This window comes from Parabacteroides massiliensis, from assembly GCF_900155425.1.
GTDB lineage: Bacteria > Bacteroidota > Bacteroidia > Bacteroidales > Tannerellaceae > Parabacteroides > Parabacteroides massiliensis.
Map to the genome: position 1 here is coordinate 349,942 of NZ_LT700190.1, position 17,833 is coordinate 367,774.

Below are 17,833 nucleotides of genomic sequence, written 5' to 3' on the forward strand. Positions count from 1 at the left end.
TAATCGGGGTAATTATCTCTAATACAAAGATACAAAAAGGGTCTCATTTACTTTTCAACAACCGGATATTCAGCCATTTACATCATCTAAAGGAACTTTCCCAATTAAGCAGATCCGCTTTCTCGGGAGAAATAAATCAGGAGTCTGGTGTCAGACTCCGCAAAACGAAGAGAGGACGCACTTCACAGCGAATCCTCAATTATGGCATCAATTCAATTCCAGATGGTAAAAAGTCTCAAACCAAGCATTACCCTTTTACAAGAGGCTCTACTTTATAAGCCATCATCGACACATTTGTGTAGGTCTGACCATTGTACTCATGAGACTTCATACCCAGGTCACCAGTTACGGCAACTAATGATCCTTTCTTCAATTTCTCGACCATAGGCTGCACCTTGTCTTTCTGACCCCACATCTCAACCTTCACAAAAAGAGCCCTCCAGCCAGTACGGGGCTTGTAATTACCCTCGGTGTCCTTATACTGCGCACCCTCAGAAACGCAAATGTCAAAATTACAAACTGATCTACCGTTATTTTCACGAATCTCAATTCTCTCATTCTGCACGAAACCTTTAATAGTTGACATAACTAATGACAGTTTTTATACCGGTGCCTCCGGTTCTTATTATGATTATTATCTCTTTCTTTTCTCTATTACAAATATAGTCATAATAGACTATATCACAGAATATTAGATAACATTACAGCAAAAGGCAAACGAACTTTACTTCTTCATTTAAGCACCATTCAATTTGTACTCAGAATTCTTCCTAAGGTATTTCAAGGTAGGGCCATAATGAGTACCAATCAAGGTGATCGGTTGTCGAACTCCGCGAACATTTCCGCTCATTTTTGAGCGTTCTACCGCAATATACCGCTCAAAAAAATGTAGAACAACCCGGAAGCGAAGCTTCTCAGATCAATGTTTTAAATATATAACAAAGAGAATATTGAATTATAGTATTTCATAACTATCTGAAAGTCAAAAGGGGAATTAAGGATATTACACCTGATTCGGAACTTTGATGCATCTAAATCGGAACTTTTAATTCCGATGTTAACATCAAGATCGGTAGTTTGCAACACGTGTTTCGGAACTTCAAAATTTAGAAAGTTCCGAAACACGTGCAATATCTGACGGTTTACACGTATTTCGGAACTTTTTTATCAAGTGATTATCATAGAATATAGTATCACCGAAATTCTATAGAAGCCAGTAAAACAATAAAATATATATTTGGCTACACCTGTTTCGGAACATTTCATGGTTGTATATATTATAGAGTGATACTTCAAACTGTATTAAGGCAAAAGTTCCGAAATACGTGCAATGTTTGGCAGTTCACAAGTAAAAGGTAACATAATTATCAAGAATGTCATACTTATTAGAGTGAAATTTGTGCATATACAACCAAATGATACACAGTTAATTTCAAATTGGCTTACATCTACTTCGGAACTTTCTTCAGTTTACCTCCGGTCTATACAACACGAAGACAAAAGTTCCGAAATCGATGCAACAACGGGCTGTTTACACGTAAATCGGAACTTTTTTATCCAATATATTTCACACAGTCAATAATTCCATGGTTTCATATTTCTAAGATATATAGAAGGTTATATATATCGTTGCATCTGTTTCGGAACTTTTAATGAATACAGCCTATCTTGCTGTGATAGTGTGTTTGGTCCGCTCAAAAAGTTCCGAAATACGTGTAACGGTTGCCTGTTTGCACCTGTTTCGGAACTTTCATTGAACCTTTATCGAGAATCAGCCATCACGTAGAAGTCAGATATACAATATAATACCAACACCATTACATCTATTCCGGAACTTTTCAGGACATGGTTCACTATATTGAGATATTCCGTTCGTATGAGCTAAAAGTTCCGAAACTCGTGCAACGACGGCTTGTTTACACGTAAAAGGAAACATTAATTCCAAGTTCATCAAAGCAGTTTAAATTTGCCAGTAATAATCACATTTCTATATATACTGGTTATTTACAGTGCTTTATACATACATAATAACTGACTGTAAATTGAAAAATAGTACCATTCGCAATGCCGTTACATCTATTTCGGAACTTTTCTCAGTATATTTACAGTCTATACAACATGCAGGCAAAAGTTCCGAAATCGATGCAACAACGGGTTGCTTACACGTATTTCGGAACTTTTTTATCCAATATATTCCACACGATCAATACTTCGTAGGTTTCATATTACGCTGATATACAATATTTTGCAAATCCATTGCATCTATTTCGGAACTTTTCAATGTACTATCTACTCCTCATAGATGTTCCAGGTAGTCCGTTTACAAAAGTTCCGAAATAGATGTAGCCAGCCTGTCGTTACACGTATTTCGGAACTTTTTTATCAGGTTTATATTATAGCTGACTTGACTATCGAGCTAACAAAAGTGCAGATATACTGAATATTACATAAAGCATTGCACGTATTTCGGAACTTTTGACTAGATTACTTATGAAACTCTGATTCCCACAGATCCATATAAAGCTTAACATCCTAATATACAGATCATAAATATGCCGTTACATCTATTTCGGAACTTTCAGTTTTTCAAAACTTCCGTTTTAGATGTAATAAAAGTTCCGATTTGGATGCAGACTATTGGGAGTAAAGTTCCGATTTAGAAGTATTGAAGTTCCGAATCAGATGTAAGGATGATTTATATCATATTAAAATACAGCAGTTTACAAGCATCTATATATTATCAATATTTCTTTTTCTTCTTATATTAATAAAATTACCATGAGAAGCAAGCTTCATTTTTTCTTTCGGATTATCATATATCATTTTTTACTTACACCAATTTCGGAACTTTTGAAAACGAAATTTGCAAAACTTAACAGTGGGGTTAATCTCAATATTTATATTTGTCATTACACGTATTTCGGAACATTTGGGATACTTTTCATCCTTCTAATGAATAGCTATAATCATAACTGTCTGAAATAATGGGAGACAGAAAAATAATTAAGATAAATTACGACAAAAAGTTCCGAAATAGATGTAACGAGCTTATTTTGTCCTTAAAAAACATTAACATGAAAAAAATATACACATCTTAATACTTTTTATTCTCTTAAAAGAGTATTTTTGGCACAAAATATCTTGACAATGACAAAAGGCAACAAAGAAAAACTAATCAAATCAGTTTTACCGGTCAACGAGATGACATGGCTGGTACAACCTATCACAGTGACGGTCTCCAAATTTGATTATGACCCCACTCAGACCAAATTTTTGGTGGCGATGATAGAATGTATGCAGGAATCCATTAAAAAGTCCATCACTAACAATGTAGAACAGTTACCATTATTCTCAGATGGAAATAATGATAATGAATTGACAATGAAGATACCATTGAAGTCTTTGGGTATAGACCCTAGAAGATATCCTGAAATCAAGCAGTCTCTTATCAAACTTGCAACAACACCTTTCGAAATGCCAGTCAAAGATGAAGAAGGTCGTAATTATATCCGGTATGCAGGATTGTGTGAAGTATATATGCCGGACGAAAAATATGTGCGCACGGTTATAGTCAAGATTAAAAAGGATGTTGCACTATCCCTGATAGATGCAAAGGTGTATGGATATCAGAAGTATCTGAAGCAGGTTATCACTAAGACAAAAAACAAATATACACAGCGCTTATATTTTTTTGTGACTTCATGGAAATCGCAGGGAGAAACCAAAATTCAGGTAGAAAAATTACGTTCTATGTTGCGTCTAGAAAATAAGTATCTTCGTTGGAACGCATTTTATAATAGTGTAATAAAAACTGCAGAAAAAGAATTGATAGAAAAATTCGAAGCTGGTTTAAGTGAGTGTTATTTTGAAGCCTCTCCTGTCTATAAGAAGGGTCAAAAAAACGGAACCCCTGATTATTTGCACTTTAAGATCTTTGTTTCCAAGCAAGAGAAGGAAAACATGAAGAATCTGACCTATACCAGTTTAAAAATCCGGACAGATGAAAGTCTGCGTGTGGATTTCAAAATAAAGGTCAAAAGACAAAGAGAACAATTGCTGAGAATGATTAATCAGGATAACATACATCTTTTTTCGGACTTTCTTATCGAATTAGGAGCAAAAATTGAATCAGAAAATAGTACTATTACTGATGTTGGCGCCTATGCTTTCACTTCTTGTCAAAGATTTCTGTTGAAAAATACTCCAGAAGCAGAAATCGTTCCTGACACACCTAAAGAAGAAGAGTTTGGCGATGAACGTATATTCGCTAAGGAAATTGAAGCATTCAGAAAGGCAATGAAGAAGAATGTAGGAGAGGAAGCATATATAACTTGGTTTACTCCTGTGCGCTTTGTCAAGATAGACAAAGTAGAAGGCGGTTACGATCTCACTCTCGAAGTGCCTTCAAAGTTTGTCTATGATATGATTGAATCAAAATACCTTGCCCAACTTAGGGAATCCCTTCAAACCGGATTTAAAAAGAAAATAGTATCTCTCAAATACCGTATGCCCAATTAAAACAGAAAGGAAAGAATAAATCCTATGACTGTGGAAGCGGCACAAGCGACTGCCAGCATAGTGGTTGACACACCTTTGCTTTGATTCGCTCTCAGATTCTCAATCTCAATGTTTTTGGTTGAGATTTCTTTAAGACGAAGTTCTGCGTCCCTTTGCAACGACGCAACTTGTTCGGTAAATGATTTCTGTTGTGCCTGAAAACCTTGGGATAGTTTTCCCATTTGTATGGCAGATTTTTCATTGGCCTCGCCCAACTGCTTTTGAAGTTCCTGAATCTGTTTGTTGGCAGCTTCGGTCTGCTCCTTATGTGTTGAGTTCAGCTTTGCAATCTGATCTGTAAGGTTCTTGACTTGTTCCTGATTTGTCTTATCCTTTACTTGATTCGATTTGGATATTTGCTCCAGTTGATTTTGGAGGCCTTTCACCTGAATGGCATGTTGTTCGTCCGCTTTCTTTTGTGCTTCTGTGGCTGCTTTCAATTGCTCCTGTAGTTTTGCATTGGTCTTATTCTGTGTCTCAATTTGTTCGGCAAACTGTTTGCGTACTTCTGCGACCAAAGCAGCCTTGGATTTTGCCTTTTCGGAAGTGACGGATTCCGTGATGTCAGAGAAAAACTTACCCAAACCTGTCGGAGTGTCGATGACCAGATCCGCAAGCAATTTGAGGTTATGTTTTTCCTCGGCATGACCTACTGCCGAGATTACAGCCGACTTCATCCGGACTATTGTGCCAAGAAGATCATTGTTATTAAATACTTCGAGACCGGAACCACCGCCACGCACCAAAGCCACGGCATCATATTTCCCGTCCACCTCTTTGAGTGTCCGGACAGTTTGGGCAATATTTGCGAAAGTAGTGTCCAGCTGTACAAATTCGATGCTCTGTGCGGCATTTCCAGCCGCGTTGTTGAACTCTGTCCGTGTACATGAGGATGTGGCCCACAAAAGAGCAACACGTGGTTTCTCGTTGCTGAAAAGGCGGTTCTTGAACAACAAGGACACATCCTTCTTGCCGGATTGTGCTTTTTCTCTCTGTAAGTTCCAGAATTGCTTCTCGTCCTCAGATACCTTGCTTTCTTCCACATTGAGGACAGATTCAAGATCCAAGGAAACGCCGATTACGCTGTCCGGTCTTACCTTACGGTTTACAAATCCGTAAATGGTAATCAGCTTTTCAGCCTTACCTGACAGTTGCTCCCGTTGGGCGGGACGAACCTTGATGACCAGTTCCTCCTTGCCGGATTCTTGAATCAGGCGGTCATAGAATACACCGCCATACAGTTTGTTCATCCGATCCGGACGGTATATCCCTTGAACGGTAATAGGATAAGCTTCCACTGCAACCTTCAATGCTGAATTATAGCAAGTCAACAATGATGCTGGGGTAAATATGGGTGTCTGATTCATTAGGTTCATATTCCTTGGTTTGTTTTTCTACTACAAAAGTACAAAAGATTCGGGGCTTAAAGAAATGCCGGAATGATTCTGTGTAGGGTAGGGGGAGAGTTCCACTTCTTCATCTAAGCTGATAGCCATTTGGAAAGTTACAGACATAAACATAGGGAACGTGGGTGCGTTCCCGGTCAGGGTGGGGGATAACGGGTACCATTCATGCAAATAGTACCCGAATCTTTTTATTCTGAATATTGCAGCTCGTTATATAACGTGTCGGAACAAGTCCATTCAACCTCTTGGAATATACGAATGGCAGTATCATCCCCTAAGCTTGGAAGGTTCTCACGCCTCTCAAAATCTTTTCTAGTCTCGTATTCGTCAGGTTCGGCATATTCTCCGGCATAGGCAGGAAAATCTGTAAAGAATACATAGCCTATTTCATTTTTGAAATGGAATCCTTCACCCTGATATTCCTTTTCAATGATATAGTTCCCTTTTTCCTGTTTGAGTGAGCCTTCGGAGATGTAATGTCCTTCCGGAATAGCTTCACACAATTTGCCGAACAGGGTGAAGGCATTCGGTTGGGATGAATAAATAGGTTCTGGATTCCCCTTTGAATTCTCTCCCCACAATTCCAGGAAAACATGGTCAAATCCGACCTTCAAAATTTCTTCCTGACTGCATTGGTCTGTTAAAACCAGTCTAATTAAGTCTTCCTTTTCGTTGCTGCTCAAAAGTGTCTTCGTACCTATTTCATCGCCATAATTCACTCCCAGTTCAAACCATTGGTTTTCATCGAGTTCTTTCATTCCTTCCAAAAGGAGTTCCGCTAAACAGCGGAATCCAATTTTAATATCTTCAGCATTTAATAATATTGTATTCATAGTATTAGATAATTCTGATGTATAAATCCAAACCGATAGCATCGGTGTTGATATAATTCTCCAGCCACTGCACAGGCTTACTGTCTATGCAGTTTCTCTCGCATTGTTTTTTTGTGAATTTTGCGACTTTACTTTTCGTAAAGTCTTGGTTAAATAAATAAACCTTCATATTTCTTGTCTTTTAGTATTTTATCAATTTTGTCTCTCAATCTTTCCAATGCTATTTTTGCGGCATCTTGTTTTACGGTTTCATTGGAAATATTCAAATCTGTTTTCGGGTAGTCTGACGGGAAGGAATGAATAACGCCCCATATCAGGTGTTTCAGTACATCTTCAATCTCCTTCCGGAAAATTTCAGGGTGTCCGGGAGTGAGATGTTCCTCTTTGGAACCAAAGTAATAATACTCTTCCAAGGACAGATCTTCGACCCGTCTTTGTCCGGTCTTGTTGTTCACTAATATCGCTTCCATATCTCTGATTATTTTCTAATACAAAGATACGAAAACGATATGTAACAAGTTGATAAATAGATATATATTAAAAAAATAAGACGAGAAGGAACTATTCCATTAAAGCGTTATCTCTTTTGAGTGAGTGATCGGGAATAATCGGTTAGATTGGCTATGAGTGCATTTTGCCATTGCCTCAGACAGATATCCCGGGCAATATAATCCTTGGAAGACTCCCAGTATCTTGCATTCTTTATGAATAATCCGCAAATGTTTCCTAGATAGACTTTCTCAAGAGTCAGCTGGGCGGCAGCTGCACGGAACATGCCTGTAGGCTGGTAATCCAGATTGGGTATATGAATCCCTTCGCTGAATATATGCTGATGGCAAGCAAGCAGTTCTTTGAACGAAGAACAATTTTCAGCTTCGTCGATCATTCTTTCGCAAAGACGAAGCTGACGCTGTTGCTGCATGCGGTCAAGTGACAGCAGATTACGAAGATTATTTATGAATTTCATAATTTACGGTTTGAGATCTGAACAATGAGCCATCAACAGACCACAGAAATCCTCAATGAAGACATCATCGGCAGGACAGACTTCTGGCGTATCATTTTCAACGGCACCTCCCAATATGAGTGTGTCATTGATCAAGGTAAGATTAAAAACTTTAAAGTAAGTGCCGTTGGTACGAAGACACTCTGAGGAATCATTCGTCAAATCAAAATATACTGTCTCCTTTTGTTTCTCGAGAAGGGATTTGGCAACGTCGTAGATGTTCTCTTTGATTTTCTGCAATTCAAGTTTAAGATCATCCGAAATGGAAACGAGACATTCCAGAGGAACCAGGTTTGCATTAACTTGAAAATCGTCATGTACCAGATTCAGCAATTCGGCTTGGCTTTTGTATGCGTGCGTAACAATTATGCGAACATTTGAAATGTCCACCTGGCTGTGCTGTGGAACGACAGTCAAAGGAACCGTCAATTGGGTTAACTCCCCATCATCGGTTACTTTTATGAATTGATACAGTTTGTTTCTAAGATAATGAAGTTTTTCAGAAGCAGAACAAATTCTGCCAAACAGTAAATCTATTTCGTTTTGGTTCATAAGATTGATTATTAGTTTCTTGCAAAGATATCAATTTTCATTATGATTCGCAAGTGTAAATCAATCTAATTTACACTAAAATAACATTTTGTGCCGAAGGCTCTTGAAAATTTTAAAATGAACTCTCTCCTACCGGTATGTCTATTATTGTCTTATTAGTGTCTATAAAAATGTCTATATGTATAGGGTGTTGTAAGTGTCTAATAATCAATATGTACAATATATATAATATCACCACCTGTGGGGATATTATGTCATCACCTATGGGGTAAATTTGCTTAAGATATAACCACCTATGGGGATAAAAAGTACTCAACTGTGGGGTCGTAATGTACCCAATTGTGGGGTTACGATTTGTAATAATATATTACGAACCTTTTAATATCATCGGTTTTCGGCCTGTAATATCATCAGCTGTGGGGTAAATTGGAACCATTGTATTTTGTAAATTTCTGAAATATAGTATTATGCAAAATTGCATTTACTTCCGCTTAACACTTAACGGCATCGGCAATATGGATGTAATGTAACCGGTAATGGGGAAAAATAACCCCAAATTGCATATTTTTCCCCACAATCGGTGATATTTGCCTGTTGTTATCAGTATCCTTAGAATGGCGTCATCCATGGTAATTTGTAAAAATCCTTTTCACATTCCTAATCCCCATGATTGAGTACAATATGATTGTAAATCTTTCCAATATATTGACTTAAATATCAAAGTTTCCGTTTGTTATGATTCTTAGTCTTTTATCCTTATCAGTGGTTATATATGGAAAAAACAGAGAAAATGAGCGCTGAAATGTCACCAGCTGTGGGCTGTATAACGGAAATTACCCATTTTACCCCATAGGTGGTTACATTATAAACCCCTCAAAGTATCATCATATTTCATTCTTTAATGCTACCAATCACTCGGAAATCCCCATAGGTGATTATTTTTGGGACAAAAACAGTCTGAAAAGCCAGAGATATTTGCATAAATGGGGAAATATCCACAATTTTTGAGGTTTTCCTCATGACTGATGAACATTTCTAGTGGGGAATATTATGCCCTATGATAGGTTATATTTGATTGAATGCCATTTTGTGAGATTCGTAATGTACTCAGTTGTGGGGTAAATTATATCATCTTCAAGTTGTTACAATACATTCTCCCATATTTTATAATTGTCAGATTATCAGTATATTCAAATTATGTCTATATCCCTACAACTGTGTATATTAAGTGTATACTATCGCAATCTTCACGAAATGTACCTATTTATGGGGTGGGGGGGATGGTATCGGTTAATTTACCCCACAGCTGCTTATATTACGATAGGTTATCATCTGATGCCAGCGGCATATTATCGCGTTCCCGGACTAGCACAATTACCTCATGAATGGTTATAATTGCCCGAAAATATCCGGATCAACGTGAAATGTTCCCGATTATGTGGTAAAATACAGCTTATTCGCCCTATTAGTGGTTACTATAAATGAAAAAGTGGTCACAGGTGGAAATCTCACCTGTAGTGGAAAAACGGTGGAATTTCACGTCCTGTGAGGACAGCTTTGTTAAAACGTGCAAAATTATCCCCGTTTTTTGACTGCTTTTTTGTTGATTTAAAATTATTGGAGTAATTTAGTAATCGTAACTCATTCATTATAAAAAAACTTATGTCAAATAAAGAAACCAAAACTGATTTGCCTAAGGAAACATTCTGCATAGAGAGATACGACGGCAAAAAGCCAGCAAGGATTCCAGATGCCCTTTATGATTTCAAAAATGTCAAATTTGAGATCAGGAACATCCGGTACTTCCGCTTGCTGATTACAATCAGCCAAAATGTTACTCTACAAGAAAGCAATCCGGAACTATTTAAATACAGTGACTATGCTATAAAACGCAAAGACCTTATCAAGTATCTGGGACTGACGACCACAAAGATAAACTATAATCTGATAAAGGAGCTGGAAGAAGAAATAAAGACCTGCATGCCTTACTTTAAGATTGTGAAGCAAGGCCCCAAAGGTGTCAGTTTTATGAATATCTATTGGTTTGAGTACTTTGGATACAATGCCGAGACTGACTACATCATGTATAAGCTGACTGAATCAGCCAAGCCTTTTATCACTTCTCTCCAACGGTACAATAAGGTTACTCCCACCATAGCCAACTTGTTGAATAATGAGGTACAGGCATGGCTCTATCCATGGTTAAAGTCAGCTGCAAACCTGAAAACAATGATGGAAGTCAGCGTGGACGAACTGAAGGCCCAGTTAGTCAAAGCCACCGACAAAACCTATGACGAAACGCAATATCCAAATGCGGTAACCCGATTCTTTAACAAAGTCTTGGGAATTCGGAAAAAACCAAAAGGGAGAACATTTGTGAAAATAGATGTTACCTATGTTGAAATGGAGATCATTAACAATAACCAGGTCAGCTCTAAATCCATCAACTACATCAATGAGCTTACCGATATCACTGTAGCTGTATGGGCCAAACGTAAGTGCCGAAAATATGTCGGTCTGGCATTTGATGTCAAAATGAAGGAAAATTACGTGGAACAACCCAGTGAAATCAACATTATCAGCATTCCATCTCCTGCCAATAAGACTAAAAAGCATGCTGAAATTGATTGTGTCAAAAGAAATCATGCCAAAGTCAAAGAAGAAGCTGAGTACATGGCGAATCTCTTTGATAAGATGGCATTTGACATCAAACCGGAAGACATTTTGCGGGATATGCCACCGGCTGAGAGAGAGGAACTGAATTTCGACCAGATGAAACAAAAATGGATTGCCTATGTAAATGCTTATGGTAGTAATGTACCTGGTGAAATCAATACTGTAGGCAAGTTTGCCAAAAGGATGGGCTATAAGTACGATGAAAGTAAGGGGACTTACTATAAATGAATGAGTGATTAATGATAAAGAGGAAACTGGTTTCACAACCAACTTTCCTCTTTCTCTTTATGAACAACAAAACAACTTTTTCAGTAATCCTGATTTTTAGAATGGCAAGTCATCCTTGATATTGTCTGCTGTCTCGGACTGTGCCACAACGACTGGTGACTGATTGGAGTGTGCAGGCTGTTGTGTATTCTGCTGGCTGAGACGACTCTTGTCTACGATTAGAAACTCAATTTCAGACACTTTTGCTGTCTGGACAGTGCGCAATACGGGATCACCATTGTTGTCATATTTAAGTTGGTCATTCTCGCGTTCCTGATAGGCACGTGCTGACATGCTGTGGGATGTTATTTGCACCAGATTGCCTTTTACCAGTCTTTCTGAACTGTAGCGGATACCGGAAGTGGATTTTTTGCTTCTCCAGAAAGCACATTCAATAAATTTGGCTTGGTCTACCCATTGTCCTTGCTTGTCGGTATAGCCACAATCGACTGCAATGGTAAAGTTAAATACTACGTTCTCGCCGATTTCACGTTGGTCAGCGTCTTTGACCAAGCGACCGATGTAAAGATGTTGCTCTTTCATGTTATTTGGTTTTGGTGACCGGTTATCCGGTCGGTTAATAATTGCGTAAAGATAAGTTTGTTTTTGTAAATCAGCAAACTAACAGCTGAAAATATTCGAAAAATTATCTCAATTTGCATCCATTTCCTGTTCTTCTACAAATTGTGAGACGCTATCATACAATGATGCTGTATAGTAATTGATGCTCTTCTCCGATATGGATGTGCCATTCAGAATTGCGGTCAGGAACCTGTCGCATTTCTTTCTAGGATGTAATCTGCGGAACAGGCGACGAATCACCCGACCGTCAGGCAGGTGTTCCACTGAAACGACATCCTTGTTCTCGAAATGCCAGACGCAAGGGTGGGAGGGACCGAAAAAGAGACTGTTCAATTTGTTTCCGTGCAAGTTATATCCGATAATCTCCCCGTTGTCATCCATTAGGAACGAGATGATGTTTCCGTTGGTTGACTGATCCATCGCCTTGTAGATTGAATGAAATCTATCCATTTTCTCTTTCAAGTCTGAATGAATGAAAGAACTGAATATAATTAGGTTATTTGTCATTTCATTAAATGTTTATAGTTATTAGTTGAATACGGATCTGAATAAGAGCCAATCGTGGTGCATTTTCTTCAGATCATTCGGCCCGTTTAGAACCGACACATAAGAATGGAATACCACCAGGTTCCGGTCAACCGAATCGTAATGTCCCAATGCCATTCCGGTCTCATAGAATAGAATTGCATGAAGCGGATCTTTGTTTTCCATATTCCTAAGTCCGAGTTGTCCAAGCTCTTTGATGAAAGAATAGACAATCTCTTCTTGAGTTAAAGAACCAGTTATGCCTTTTCGGTCGGCATATCTCTCGAAGAACCTGTTTGTGAATATGAATTTGAGTGAGGAGTTTTCCCCTTCCAGATCCATTTGGATAAAAAGGCAGAGACGATTGTACTTGGTGAATGTGCATCCTACATAAAAAGGGATACTGACCAAGTCAGCGCGGTTTCTCACATGTGGAAAGATAAACCACTTGTTATGCTGAGAGGACGTAAATCCTACCGGCTTAAAAAACAGCGGGTATCGTTTCAGCTTAATAGCTTCGCTCCGGTACCGGGCAAACTTTATTTTTTTTGAGAAAGCCAACGCTTCATCCATGTCGGAAGAAAGGTGTGTCGCTATCTCCTGGTAACTCATGTTGGGTAATATCATAGCTAGAGGTATTTGATTGTTTATTTGTCAAAGGTTGTGTTATAATGCAGCGGTATAACTAGCCCTAGAACTCATTAGTCTCTCATAGATTTCATCATCTTCTTCAAACTCATACTGTTCTAAAAGTTCACGGCGGGAACGGATAATCCCGTCTTGGCACAGCATAGCCGGAGCATCCATAAAGAACCGGAAAAGAATCTCGTCCTTGTACACCTCTTCGTAATTATCGATCATTACGGCAGGTATAATTTTGTCATCAATGAACTTCACCACTCCTTTGCTTTCGAATGGCGTCCGTGATTTCAACAGATAGTTGTAAACAGACAGGTAGAATATTTCGTTGGATGACAAATCTGTCCATTTGGCTGGTTGCCCTTCCTCGTCAATAGACCAAAGGGAAAAGGATAGGTGGTCGAGACCATACATCTCGATCCATTCAGCAAGCTTAAGGGTAGCCTGCTGGAACGTAGGGGCAAGATGTTTCTTTCCTGCAGCCGAAGCGATGTAGAAGCAGTTCAGTTTGAAGTCACCTATCGTGATTTCGCTGGGGTGTTGATCCATCATTCCACGGAGTATAGCGTGAACGACGTCATTGAGGTCTATCTGTTTGTTCATATCTTTAATCTTTAATTTTGAGCAATCGTTTCAGGTGGAACGCTGCTTGAAACAAGGTCTTACCCTCGCCGATGGTCAGGTACTGATTGTACGGCTTCTCAGACAGATAACCTGCCAACCATTTGTTTTCACCGTTTTCGTCCGGATATACCCCAAACCGCAACCGGTAAGTGATGTTGTCCTCTATGATGACAGGCTTAAGCCCCGCAATGGCTTGGCAGAAATTGTGGTAAGAGATCTCGGCTTCGCAAACCTGTATAATATCACCAGTATGGTGGTATCCGGCATTGATTGCCTCTAGGATCAATTTCTTCAATATCTCAACTGAAAGTTTTTTCATGTCTTCATCTTTTTGGTTTATACAAAGATAATCATTTATTATTCTGTTGCATAATATGCTGATATATAATTGAATAAGCAAAACAAGCCACAACTTTTCCATATAAGCAAAATGCCATTTTTGTGGAGCCTAAAGAAAACCGGGGGCGGCTTTCGGCAAAATTATTCGTTATTCCGTTTTCAGATCTTCCCGTGCCCGGACTTCAACAGGAAGTGGGCGCAGGAAAACCAGTTTCTATCACTCTATAACTGCATCCTGCAAAATATCAAGAATTTCGAGGCTCTGGTATTTGTTTACGGGCACGTCTTTAGAGTTTCCTCCACAGATACTAAAGCATTCCACAAAGGGGCTGTTATCTTAGATATACAGTCCTTTTAGATTGCAGGTGGAAAACGAAATTTTTAATTTATTGCCGTTGTTCTTACATAATTCAAGAAGGGTATTATATGCTTCCTCCTGTAACTTTTCATTTTTGATGAAAAGATTTTTCATTGTTTGTGGTAACTCTATAGTTTATTTGGTTTTTTAGCATCACATTTCTGTTATTTTACCTTGTACTCAGCATACACTGGCTCATTACCAGAATTATAGATATACTTATATACCGGGTCATTGTTGTATCCCACAAAGGCTACATTATAATCGTCAAAGTCTTTTGGGGTAGCAATCCTTACCTTATATTCTGCGGGCGGTAACGGAACTGTAGGTGAACTGCTCCAGTCTGCCCCTTTCCATACGCAAGCACGTAATACTGCCAGCGTGCCCGGTCGTTCAAGGTTGATATAGCCCAGTGTGTGCTCTTTGAACACCACAAGAACAATATCCCCTTTTTCTCTTAAATCCTTTATGTTTACTGTCTTTCCCATAGCCTTATTTTTAGATGTATTTATCCAGTTCCTTTTCCAATTCTTTCCTGTTTACCTCAGGAAAGAGTTCAAGAACCAGTGCCAATGAACGGCAATAATTATTGCTATACTCTTCGGTGTCCATGAGTCTCAACACCATAGTACACCAAACACTTTTACCGTTTGAGGGCTTCCGGTTCATTGCCTGTCCTAATACTTCTGCTGCTGTCTTATCCATAGTTGTCTATATGAAATCCAATTCCCAGGCTGTGATTTTGGTCAAACCAGTTCCAGATAACTTTCCGATCTGTTCCCTTTTCCCAATATAGGAAATCCCGGTCAATTTTTCCTTTTGAATTGACAGGTACATCTGCCAGCATCACCCATGCACTTTCTATATCATCATCCGTTACTGTCTCCGGGCTGGGATGTTCCTTTAAAAATACCTCTTCATTACCTAAGATGGTTGCATCCTGTAAAATTTCAAGAATCTCAAGGCTTTGCTTGTTGAGTACATGTACATCTTTGCTACATCCACCGTCAGTAGTAGTGCTTTCAACCAAAAGATAATCATCTTTAAGATACATTCCTTTCAAGTTACAGGTCGTTACTCCGATAACCCCATAGTCTAAATCAATGCAAAGATCAGATGAAAATCTAAACTTTCCACCGTGTCCTTTACAAATTTCGACCATCATGTTGTATGCCATTTTTTGTAATTTGGCATTATCTGCAAAAAGTTTGGCTGCTTTTTTAGGTAACTCCATATTATAGTGGTTTTATGACATCGCCACATACACGATGTCTGATATGTTTTCATATGCTTAATTATTAGTCTTTGATAACTCCGATAACATATGTTTTCGAATCGAACGACCATTCCATTGTTTCCCTATCTACCGTTTCATAGTAATGCCCATGGCAGGCTATTACCAATTGGGTTTCGTCGATACTCTTGATCTCGTCAAGCAATTCTTTGCGGCCAGACACAAATTTCTCCAAGTCTTCAAGGCTATTGATGTCATCCAGCAATGGTTTCACTTCGTCTTCATAAAACGATTCCGCACTGCTTGAATCGAATGCCATGTAATCATCGCCATAATTTTCGGCTGAAATGCCCATCGGCTCGAATGTCGTATTGCGGTCTCTGACATAGAGTTGCCAACCTGCTTTTTTCCAGAAAGTAGTGATACGCAATCCGTATTTCTCGGCCAATTTCTCTGCCTCTGAAAAATTAGGGAAACCGGTGATTGCATATCTAACCGACTGTGGATATCCATTTTTCCCGGTTGTGGTACTAATCACATCCAGATTGTTTTCCTCTGCTACTTCGTAAATATTAAATTCTTCCATATTGTCTTTGATTTTCTTTACTGATGTAAAGATACTAATTCTTTTTCAGATACTTACATAATGAGTAAAGAGGTTAGATTTTAACTTACAACCCTACTTTACCATTGAAGCGGACACCATTTTTAGGGAGTTACTCCCGGTATAACTAAATCGCAAAGTTTCAGGTTGCGTTCTTTCTGTGTTCGTTATGCTTATTTCCAAATGTCACCAGATTAGGGGATAGGGAACGGGTGTGCGTTCCCGGTCGATGAAGATCAGACGCAAGGAACAAGTGTCAGTTCCCATGCGTCTGCAATGAAAGCAACGGCCTGTGCTTTCTGGAGACGCATGATATGCTCGGCAGTCTCGGTATATTCGTTTGTTTCGATATAATCCTGAATGAGAGATTCATCCGAAACCATCACACCTGTGTAGATGTTCTCCGGATCGTGAGTACATTTATGTTCATGCTATAGATATGTTTGATTCCTGTCCAGGAAATCCGGACAGGAAGGATTGGTTAAATCGAATAAGGTAATCAGTCCCAGAAATGCTGTCTGGACTTTTCTAATTTACAGCATCTTTCGTATAATTCCGTGTCACAAATGCAGTCTCTTTCTTGCTCCAAATACTCTAACGATGATACTAATGCTTCGTCAATATCATCATCTGTACCCTGTGGCAACACAGACAAATCGGAAACATTCACATTGGGTATGTGTTCCAGAATATTAGATACCATTCCGGGAAGAATATCCTCGCATTTGAGGGTGATATGTTCAATCGGGTCGCAACATCCTAAAAAGAATACTGTTTCCTTACCAGAATCACCCTCCATCCAAAATTCCTTGACTTTGAAGATGACAGGATTCCCTGCAAGAACGGCACAAAGATTCAGTTGTTTGTCGGAACAATTCACATTTTTCAATCCCGCTTTGTGCATTGCCAGAACTAAGAGTGTATTTTCTGTCTTTTGAAGAGCATCCACTCTATTTCTCAAATTCTCGATATTCATACTTATGCTTATTTGTTTGTCTTGGATTTTAATAAGGGAACTTTTGGATTTTCAAGTTCTCGTTAATGATAAATTGGCGTCCGCACACGCAGACAATCAGGTTATCTTTTACATAGGACACCTCTCTGGTGACCTCTTCATGAGAGATACGTGGTGTACCGTCGGCATAGCATCCGTTCTTGATGTCACCGGAAAATGAATAGGTCTTTCCAGGAACAACTTGCTGTGGTAAAATCTCTTTCTTGTTCATACAATAAGGATTATTTGTTTGTTATTTGATGCAGAAAATATGCGATGGAGGAATAGGATTCGTCGCAGAAGTATATCTTCTTTTCCAAAGAGTCGGTATTGTCGTTGATACCTTCGCAACGAAGGCTTCCGTTATGATCCTCATAAACCGCAGTTACATGGAGATTGAACGTACCGTGTCTACCCGGAACGGCAATCATGACCGGGAACTGATCGTAGAAACAGTCTGTTTCATTGTCACTTTCGTCCTCAAACTCTTCTTGGGGCTTGTATTTCATTTCCACCCGTCCGTTGTTTTGGGCGAGAACCTCTTTGATGTACAAGACTTGGCTCTTTTTTAGCTGGCTTTCCTGCTCCACTAATTCTTTATATTCCATATTTGTTTGATTTAATTCTTTGATACAAA

At 38.8% G+C, this 17,833-nt stretch carries 21 protein-coding genes; 2 read left to right on the top strand and 19 right to left on the bottom strand.

Translation table 11 applies throughout. The features are described 5' to 3' along the window. Positions 1-247 precede the first annotated feature (247 nt). Entirely contained in the window at positions 248-586 is a 339-nt protein-coding gene (locus BQ9893_RS08680) for a single-stranded DNA-binding protein (protein ID WP_075965672.1), read from the bottom strand. Positions 587-3,147: 2,561 nt separating this feature from the next. On the opposite strand from BQ9893_RS08680, the gene BQ9893_RS08685 reads away from it, so the two are divergent. Continuing rightward, entirely contained in the window at positions 3,148-4,518 is a 1,371-nt protein-coding gene (locus tag BQ9893_RS08685) for a DnaA N-terminal domain-containing protein (RefSeq protein WP_075965673.1), read from the top strand. On the opposite strand, the gene BQ9893_RS08690 is transcribed toward BQ9893_RS08685, so the two are convergent. The 5 genes from BQ9893_RS08690 to BQ9893_RS08710 all read right to left on the bottom strand — a co-directional run bounded on the left by BQ9893_RS08690 (position 4,515) and on the right by BQ9893_RS08710 (position 8,354). Continuing rightward, positions 4,515-5,933, bottom strand: coding sequence for an exodeoxyribonuclease VII large subunit (locus tag BQ9893_RS08690; protein WP_081415414.1), 1,419 nt, complete (start codon positions 5,931-5,933; stop codon positions 4,515-4,517). The two genes, BQ9893_RS08685 and BQ9893_RS08690, sit on opposite strands and share 4 nt — an antisense overlap. Positions 5,934-6,151: 218 nt before the next feature. After that, positions 6,152-6,796 carry a hypothetical protein gene (locus BQ9893_RS08695; RefSeq protein ID WP_075965675.1) on the bottom strand — a complete coding sequence of 215 codons (645 nt, stop codon included), beginning with the start codon at positions 6,794-6,796 and terminating at the stop codon, positions 6,152-6,154. A gap of 149 nt (positions 6,797-6,945) precedes the next feature. Then, the gene (locus tag BQ9893_RS08700; RefSeq protein ID WP_075965676.1) at positions 6,946-7,266 is read right to left on the bottom strand and encodes a hypothetical protein; all 321 of its coding nucleotides are present in this window, start codon (positions 7,264-7,266) and stop codon (positions 6,946-6,948) included. A 107-nt stretch (positions 7,267-7,373) separates the two neighbouring features. Next, positions 7,374-7,763, bottom strand: a complete 390-nt coding sequence (locus BQ9893_RS08705; protein WP_139322584.1) for a hypothetical protein — start codon at positions 7,761-7,763, stop codon at positions 7,374-7,376. A 3-nt stretch (positions 7,764-7,766) separates the two neighbouring features. After that, entirely contained in the window at positions 7,767-8,354 is a 588-nt protein-coding gene (locus tag BQ9893_RS08710; protein ID WP_075965678.1) for a hypothetical protein, read from the bottom strand. Positions 8,355-10,016: 1,662 nt separating this feature from the next. On the opposite strand from BQ9893_RS08710, the gene BQ9893_RS08715 reads away from it, so the two are divergent. Beyond that, the gene (locus BQ9893_RS08715) at positions 10,017-11,258 is read left to right on the top strand and encodes a RepB family plasmid replication initiator protein (RefSeq protein WP_075965679.1); all 1,242 of its coding nucleotides are present in this window, start codon (positions 10,017-10,019) and stop codon (positions 11,256-11,258) included. A 96-nt stretch (positions 11,259-11,354) separates the two neighbouring features. Here BQ9893_RS08715 and BQ9893_RS08720 read toward each other — a convergent pair whose 3' ends face one another. The 13 genes from BQ9893_RS08720 to BQ9893_RS08780 all read right to left on the bottom strand — a co-directional run bounded on the left by BQ9893_RS08720 (position 11,355) and on the right by BQ9893_RS08780 (position 17,804). Then, the gene (locus tag BQ9893_RS08720; protein WP_075965680.1) at positions 11,355-11,840 is read right to left on the bottom strand and encodes a single-stranded DNA-binding protein; all 486 of its coding nucleotides are present in this window, start codon (positions 11,838-11,840) and stop codon (positions 11,355-11,357) included. A gap of 108 nt (positions 11,841-11,948) precedes the next feature. Further along, positions 11,949-12,386, bottom strand: a complete 438-nt coding sequence (locus BQ9893_RS08725; protein ID WP_075965681.1) for a hypothetical protein — start codon at positions 12,384-12,386, stop codon at positions 11,949-11,951. 21 nt (positions 12,387-12,407) lie between these two features. Then, a complete protein-coding gene (locus BQ9893_RS08730; RefSeq protein ID WP_139322585.1) occupies positions 12,408-13,031 on the bottom strand; it encodes a hypothetical protein in 624 nt (207 codons plus the stop codon). Positions 13,032-13,070: 39 nt separating this feature from the next. Continuing rightward, on the bottom strand, positions 13,071-13,646 hold the full coding sequence (locus BQ9893_RS08735; RefSeq protein WP_075965683.1) for a hypothetical protein: 576 nt from the start codon (positions 13,644-13,646) through the stop codon (positions 13,071-13,073). A gap of 4 nt (positions 13,647-13,650) precedes the next feature. Beyond that, positions 13,651-13,986, bottom strand: a complete 336-nt coding sequence (locus BQ9893_RS08740) for a hypothetical protein (protein ID WP_139322586.1) — start codon at positions 13,984-13,986, stop codon at positions 13,651-13,653. A 542-nt stretch (positions 13,987-14,528) separates the two neighbouring features. Then, positions 14,529-14,852, bottom strand: a complete 324-nt coding sequence (locus tag BQ9893_RS08750) for a hypothetical protein (RefSeq protein ID WP_075965686.1) — start codon at positions 14,850-14,852, stop codon at positions 14,529-14,531. A gap of 10 nt (positions 14,853-14,862) precedes the next feature. Continuing rightward, positions 14,863-15,069, bottom strand: coding sequence for a hypothetical protein (locus BQ9893_RS08755; protein ID WP_075965687.1), 207 nt, complete (start codon positions 15,067-15,069; stop codon positions 14,863-14,865). Beyond that, the gene (locus tag BQ9893_RS08760) at positions 15,062-15,598 is read right to left on the bottom strand and encodes a hypothetical protein (protein ID WP_075965688.1); all 537 of its coding nucleotides are present in this window, start codon (positions 15,596-15,598) and stop codon (positions 15,062-15,064) included. The genes BQ9893_RS08755 and BQ9893_RS08760 overlap by 8 nt, the downstream gene beginning before the upstream one ends. Before the next feature lie 64 nt (positions 15,599-15,662). Then, the gene (locus BQ9893_RS08765; protein WP_075965689.1) at positions 15,663-16,184 is read right to left on the bottom strand and encodes a hypothetical protein; all 522 of its coding nucleotides are present in this window, start codon (positions 16,182-16,184) and stop codon (positions 15,663-15,665) included. A gap of 254 nt (positions 16,185-16,438) precedes the next feature. Beyond that, a complete protein-coding gene (locus BQ9893_RS21665; RefSeq protein ID WP_167369858.1) occupies positions 16,439-16,588 on the bottom strand; it encodes a hypothetical protein in 150 nt (49 codons plus the stop codon). Positions 16,589-16,701: 113 nt separating this feature from the next. Beyond that, a complete protein-coding gene (locus BQ9893_RS08770) occupies positions 16,702-17,178 on the bottom strand; it encodes a hypothetical protein (RefSeq protein ID WP_075965690.1) in 477 nt (158 codons plus the stop codon). Positions 17,179-17,206: 28 nt separating this feature from the next. Continuing rightward, positions 17,207-17,428, bottom strand: a complete 222-nt coding sequence (locus BQ9893_RS08775) for a hypothetical protein (RefSeq protein WP_075965691.1) — start codon at positions 17,426-17,428, stop codon at positions 17,207-17,209. A 10-nt stretch (positions 17,429-17,438) separates the two neighbouring features. Further along, complete coding sequence (locus BQ9893_RS08780) at positions 17,439-17,804, bottom strand: hypothetical protein (RefSeq protein WP_075965692.1); 366 nt, start codon at positions 17,802-17,804, stop codon at positions 17,439-17,441. Positions 17,805-17,833 lie beyond the last annotated feature (29 nt).

Bases quoted from the DNA above. Each gene is read 5' to 3' on its own strand.
- BQ9893_RS08680 (WP_075965672.1), bottom strand. From the start codon at position 586: ATGTCAACTATTAAAGGTTTCGTGCAGAATGAGAGAATTGAGATTCGT.
- BQ9893_RS08685 (WP_075965673.1), top strand. From the start codon at position 3,148: ATGACAAAAGGCAACAAAGAAAAACTAATCAAATCAGTTTTACCGGTC.
- BQ9893_RS08690 (WP_081415414.1), bottom strand. From the start codon at position 5,933: ATGAACCTAATGAATCAGACACCCATATTTACCCCAGCATCATTGTTG.
- BQ9893_RS08695 (WP_075965675.1), bottom strand. From the start codon at position 6,796: ATGAATACAATATTATTAAATGCTGAAGATATTAAAATTGGATTCCGC.
- BQ9893_RS08700 (WP_075965676.1), bottom strand. From the start codon at position 7,266: ATGGAAGCGATATTAGTGAACAACAAGACCGGACAAAGACGGGTCGAA.
- BQ9893_RS08705 (WP_139322584.1), bottom strand. From the start codon at position 7,763: ATGAAATTCATAAATAATCTTCGTAATCTGCTGTCACTTGACCGCATG.
- BQ9893_RS08710 (WP_075965678.1), bottom strand. From the start codon at position 8,354: ATGAACCAAAACGAAATAGATTTACTGTTTGGCAGAATTTGTTCTGCT.
- BQ9893_RS08715 (WP_075965679.1), top strand. From the start codon at position 10,017: ATGTCAAATAAAGAAACCAAAACTGATTTGCCTAAGGAAACATTCTGC.
- BQ9893_RS08720 (WP_075965680.1), bottom strand. From the start codon at position 11,840: ATGAAAGAGCAACATCTTTACATCGGTCGCTTGGTCAAAGACGCTGAC.
- BQ9893_RS08725 (WP_075965681.1), bottom strand. From the start codon at position 12,386: ATGACAAATAACCTAATTATATTCAGTTCTTTCATTCATTCAGACTTG.
- BQ9893_RS08730 (WP_139322585.1), bottom strand. From the start codon at position 13,031: ATGATATTACCCAACATGAGTTACCAGGAGATAGCGACACACCTTTCT.
- BQ9893_RS08735 (WP_075965683.1), bottom strand. From the start codon at position 13,646: ATGAACAAACAGATAGACCTCAATGACGTCGTTCACGCTATACTCCGT.
- BQ9893_RS08740 (WP_139322586.1), bottom strand. From the start codon at position 13,986: ATGAAAAAACTTTCAGTTGAGATATTGAAGAAATTGATCCTAGAGGCA.
- BQ9893_RS08750 (WP_075965686.1), bottom strand. From the start codon at position 14,852: ATGGGAAAGACAGTAAACATAAAGGATTTAAGAGAAAAAGGGGATATT.
- BQ9893_RS08755 (WP_075965687.1), bottom strand. From the start codon at position 15,069: ATGGATAAGACAGCAGCAGAAGTATTAGGACAGGCAATGAACCGGAAG.
- BQ9893_RS08760 (WP_075965688.1), bottom strand. From the start codon at position 15,598: ATGGAGTTACCTAAAAAAGCAGCCAAACTTTTTGCAGATAATGCCAAA.
- BQ9893_RS08765 (WP_075965689.1), bottom strand. From the start codon at position 16,184: ATGGAAGAATTTAATATTTACGAAGTAGCAGAGGAAAACAATCTGGAT.
- BQ9893_RS08770 (WP_075965690.1), bottom strand. From the start codon at position 17,178: ATGAATATCGAGAATTTGAGAAATAGAGTGGATGCTCTTCAAAAGACA.
- BQ9893_RS08775 (WP_075965691.1), bottom strand. From the start codon at position 17,428: ATGAACAAGAAAGAGATTTTACCACAGCAAGTTGTTCCTGGAAAGACC.
- BQ9893_RS08780 (WP_075965692.1), bottom strand. From the start codon at position 17,804: ATGGAATATAAAGAATTAGTGGAGCAGGAAAGCCAGCTAAAAAAGAGC.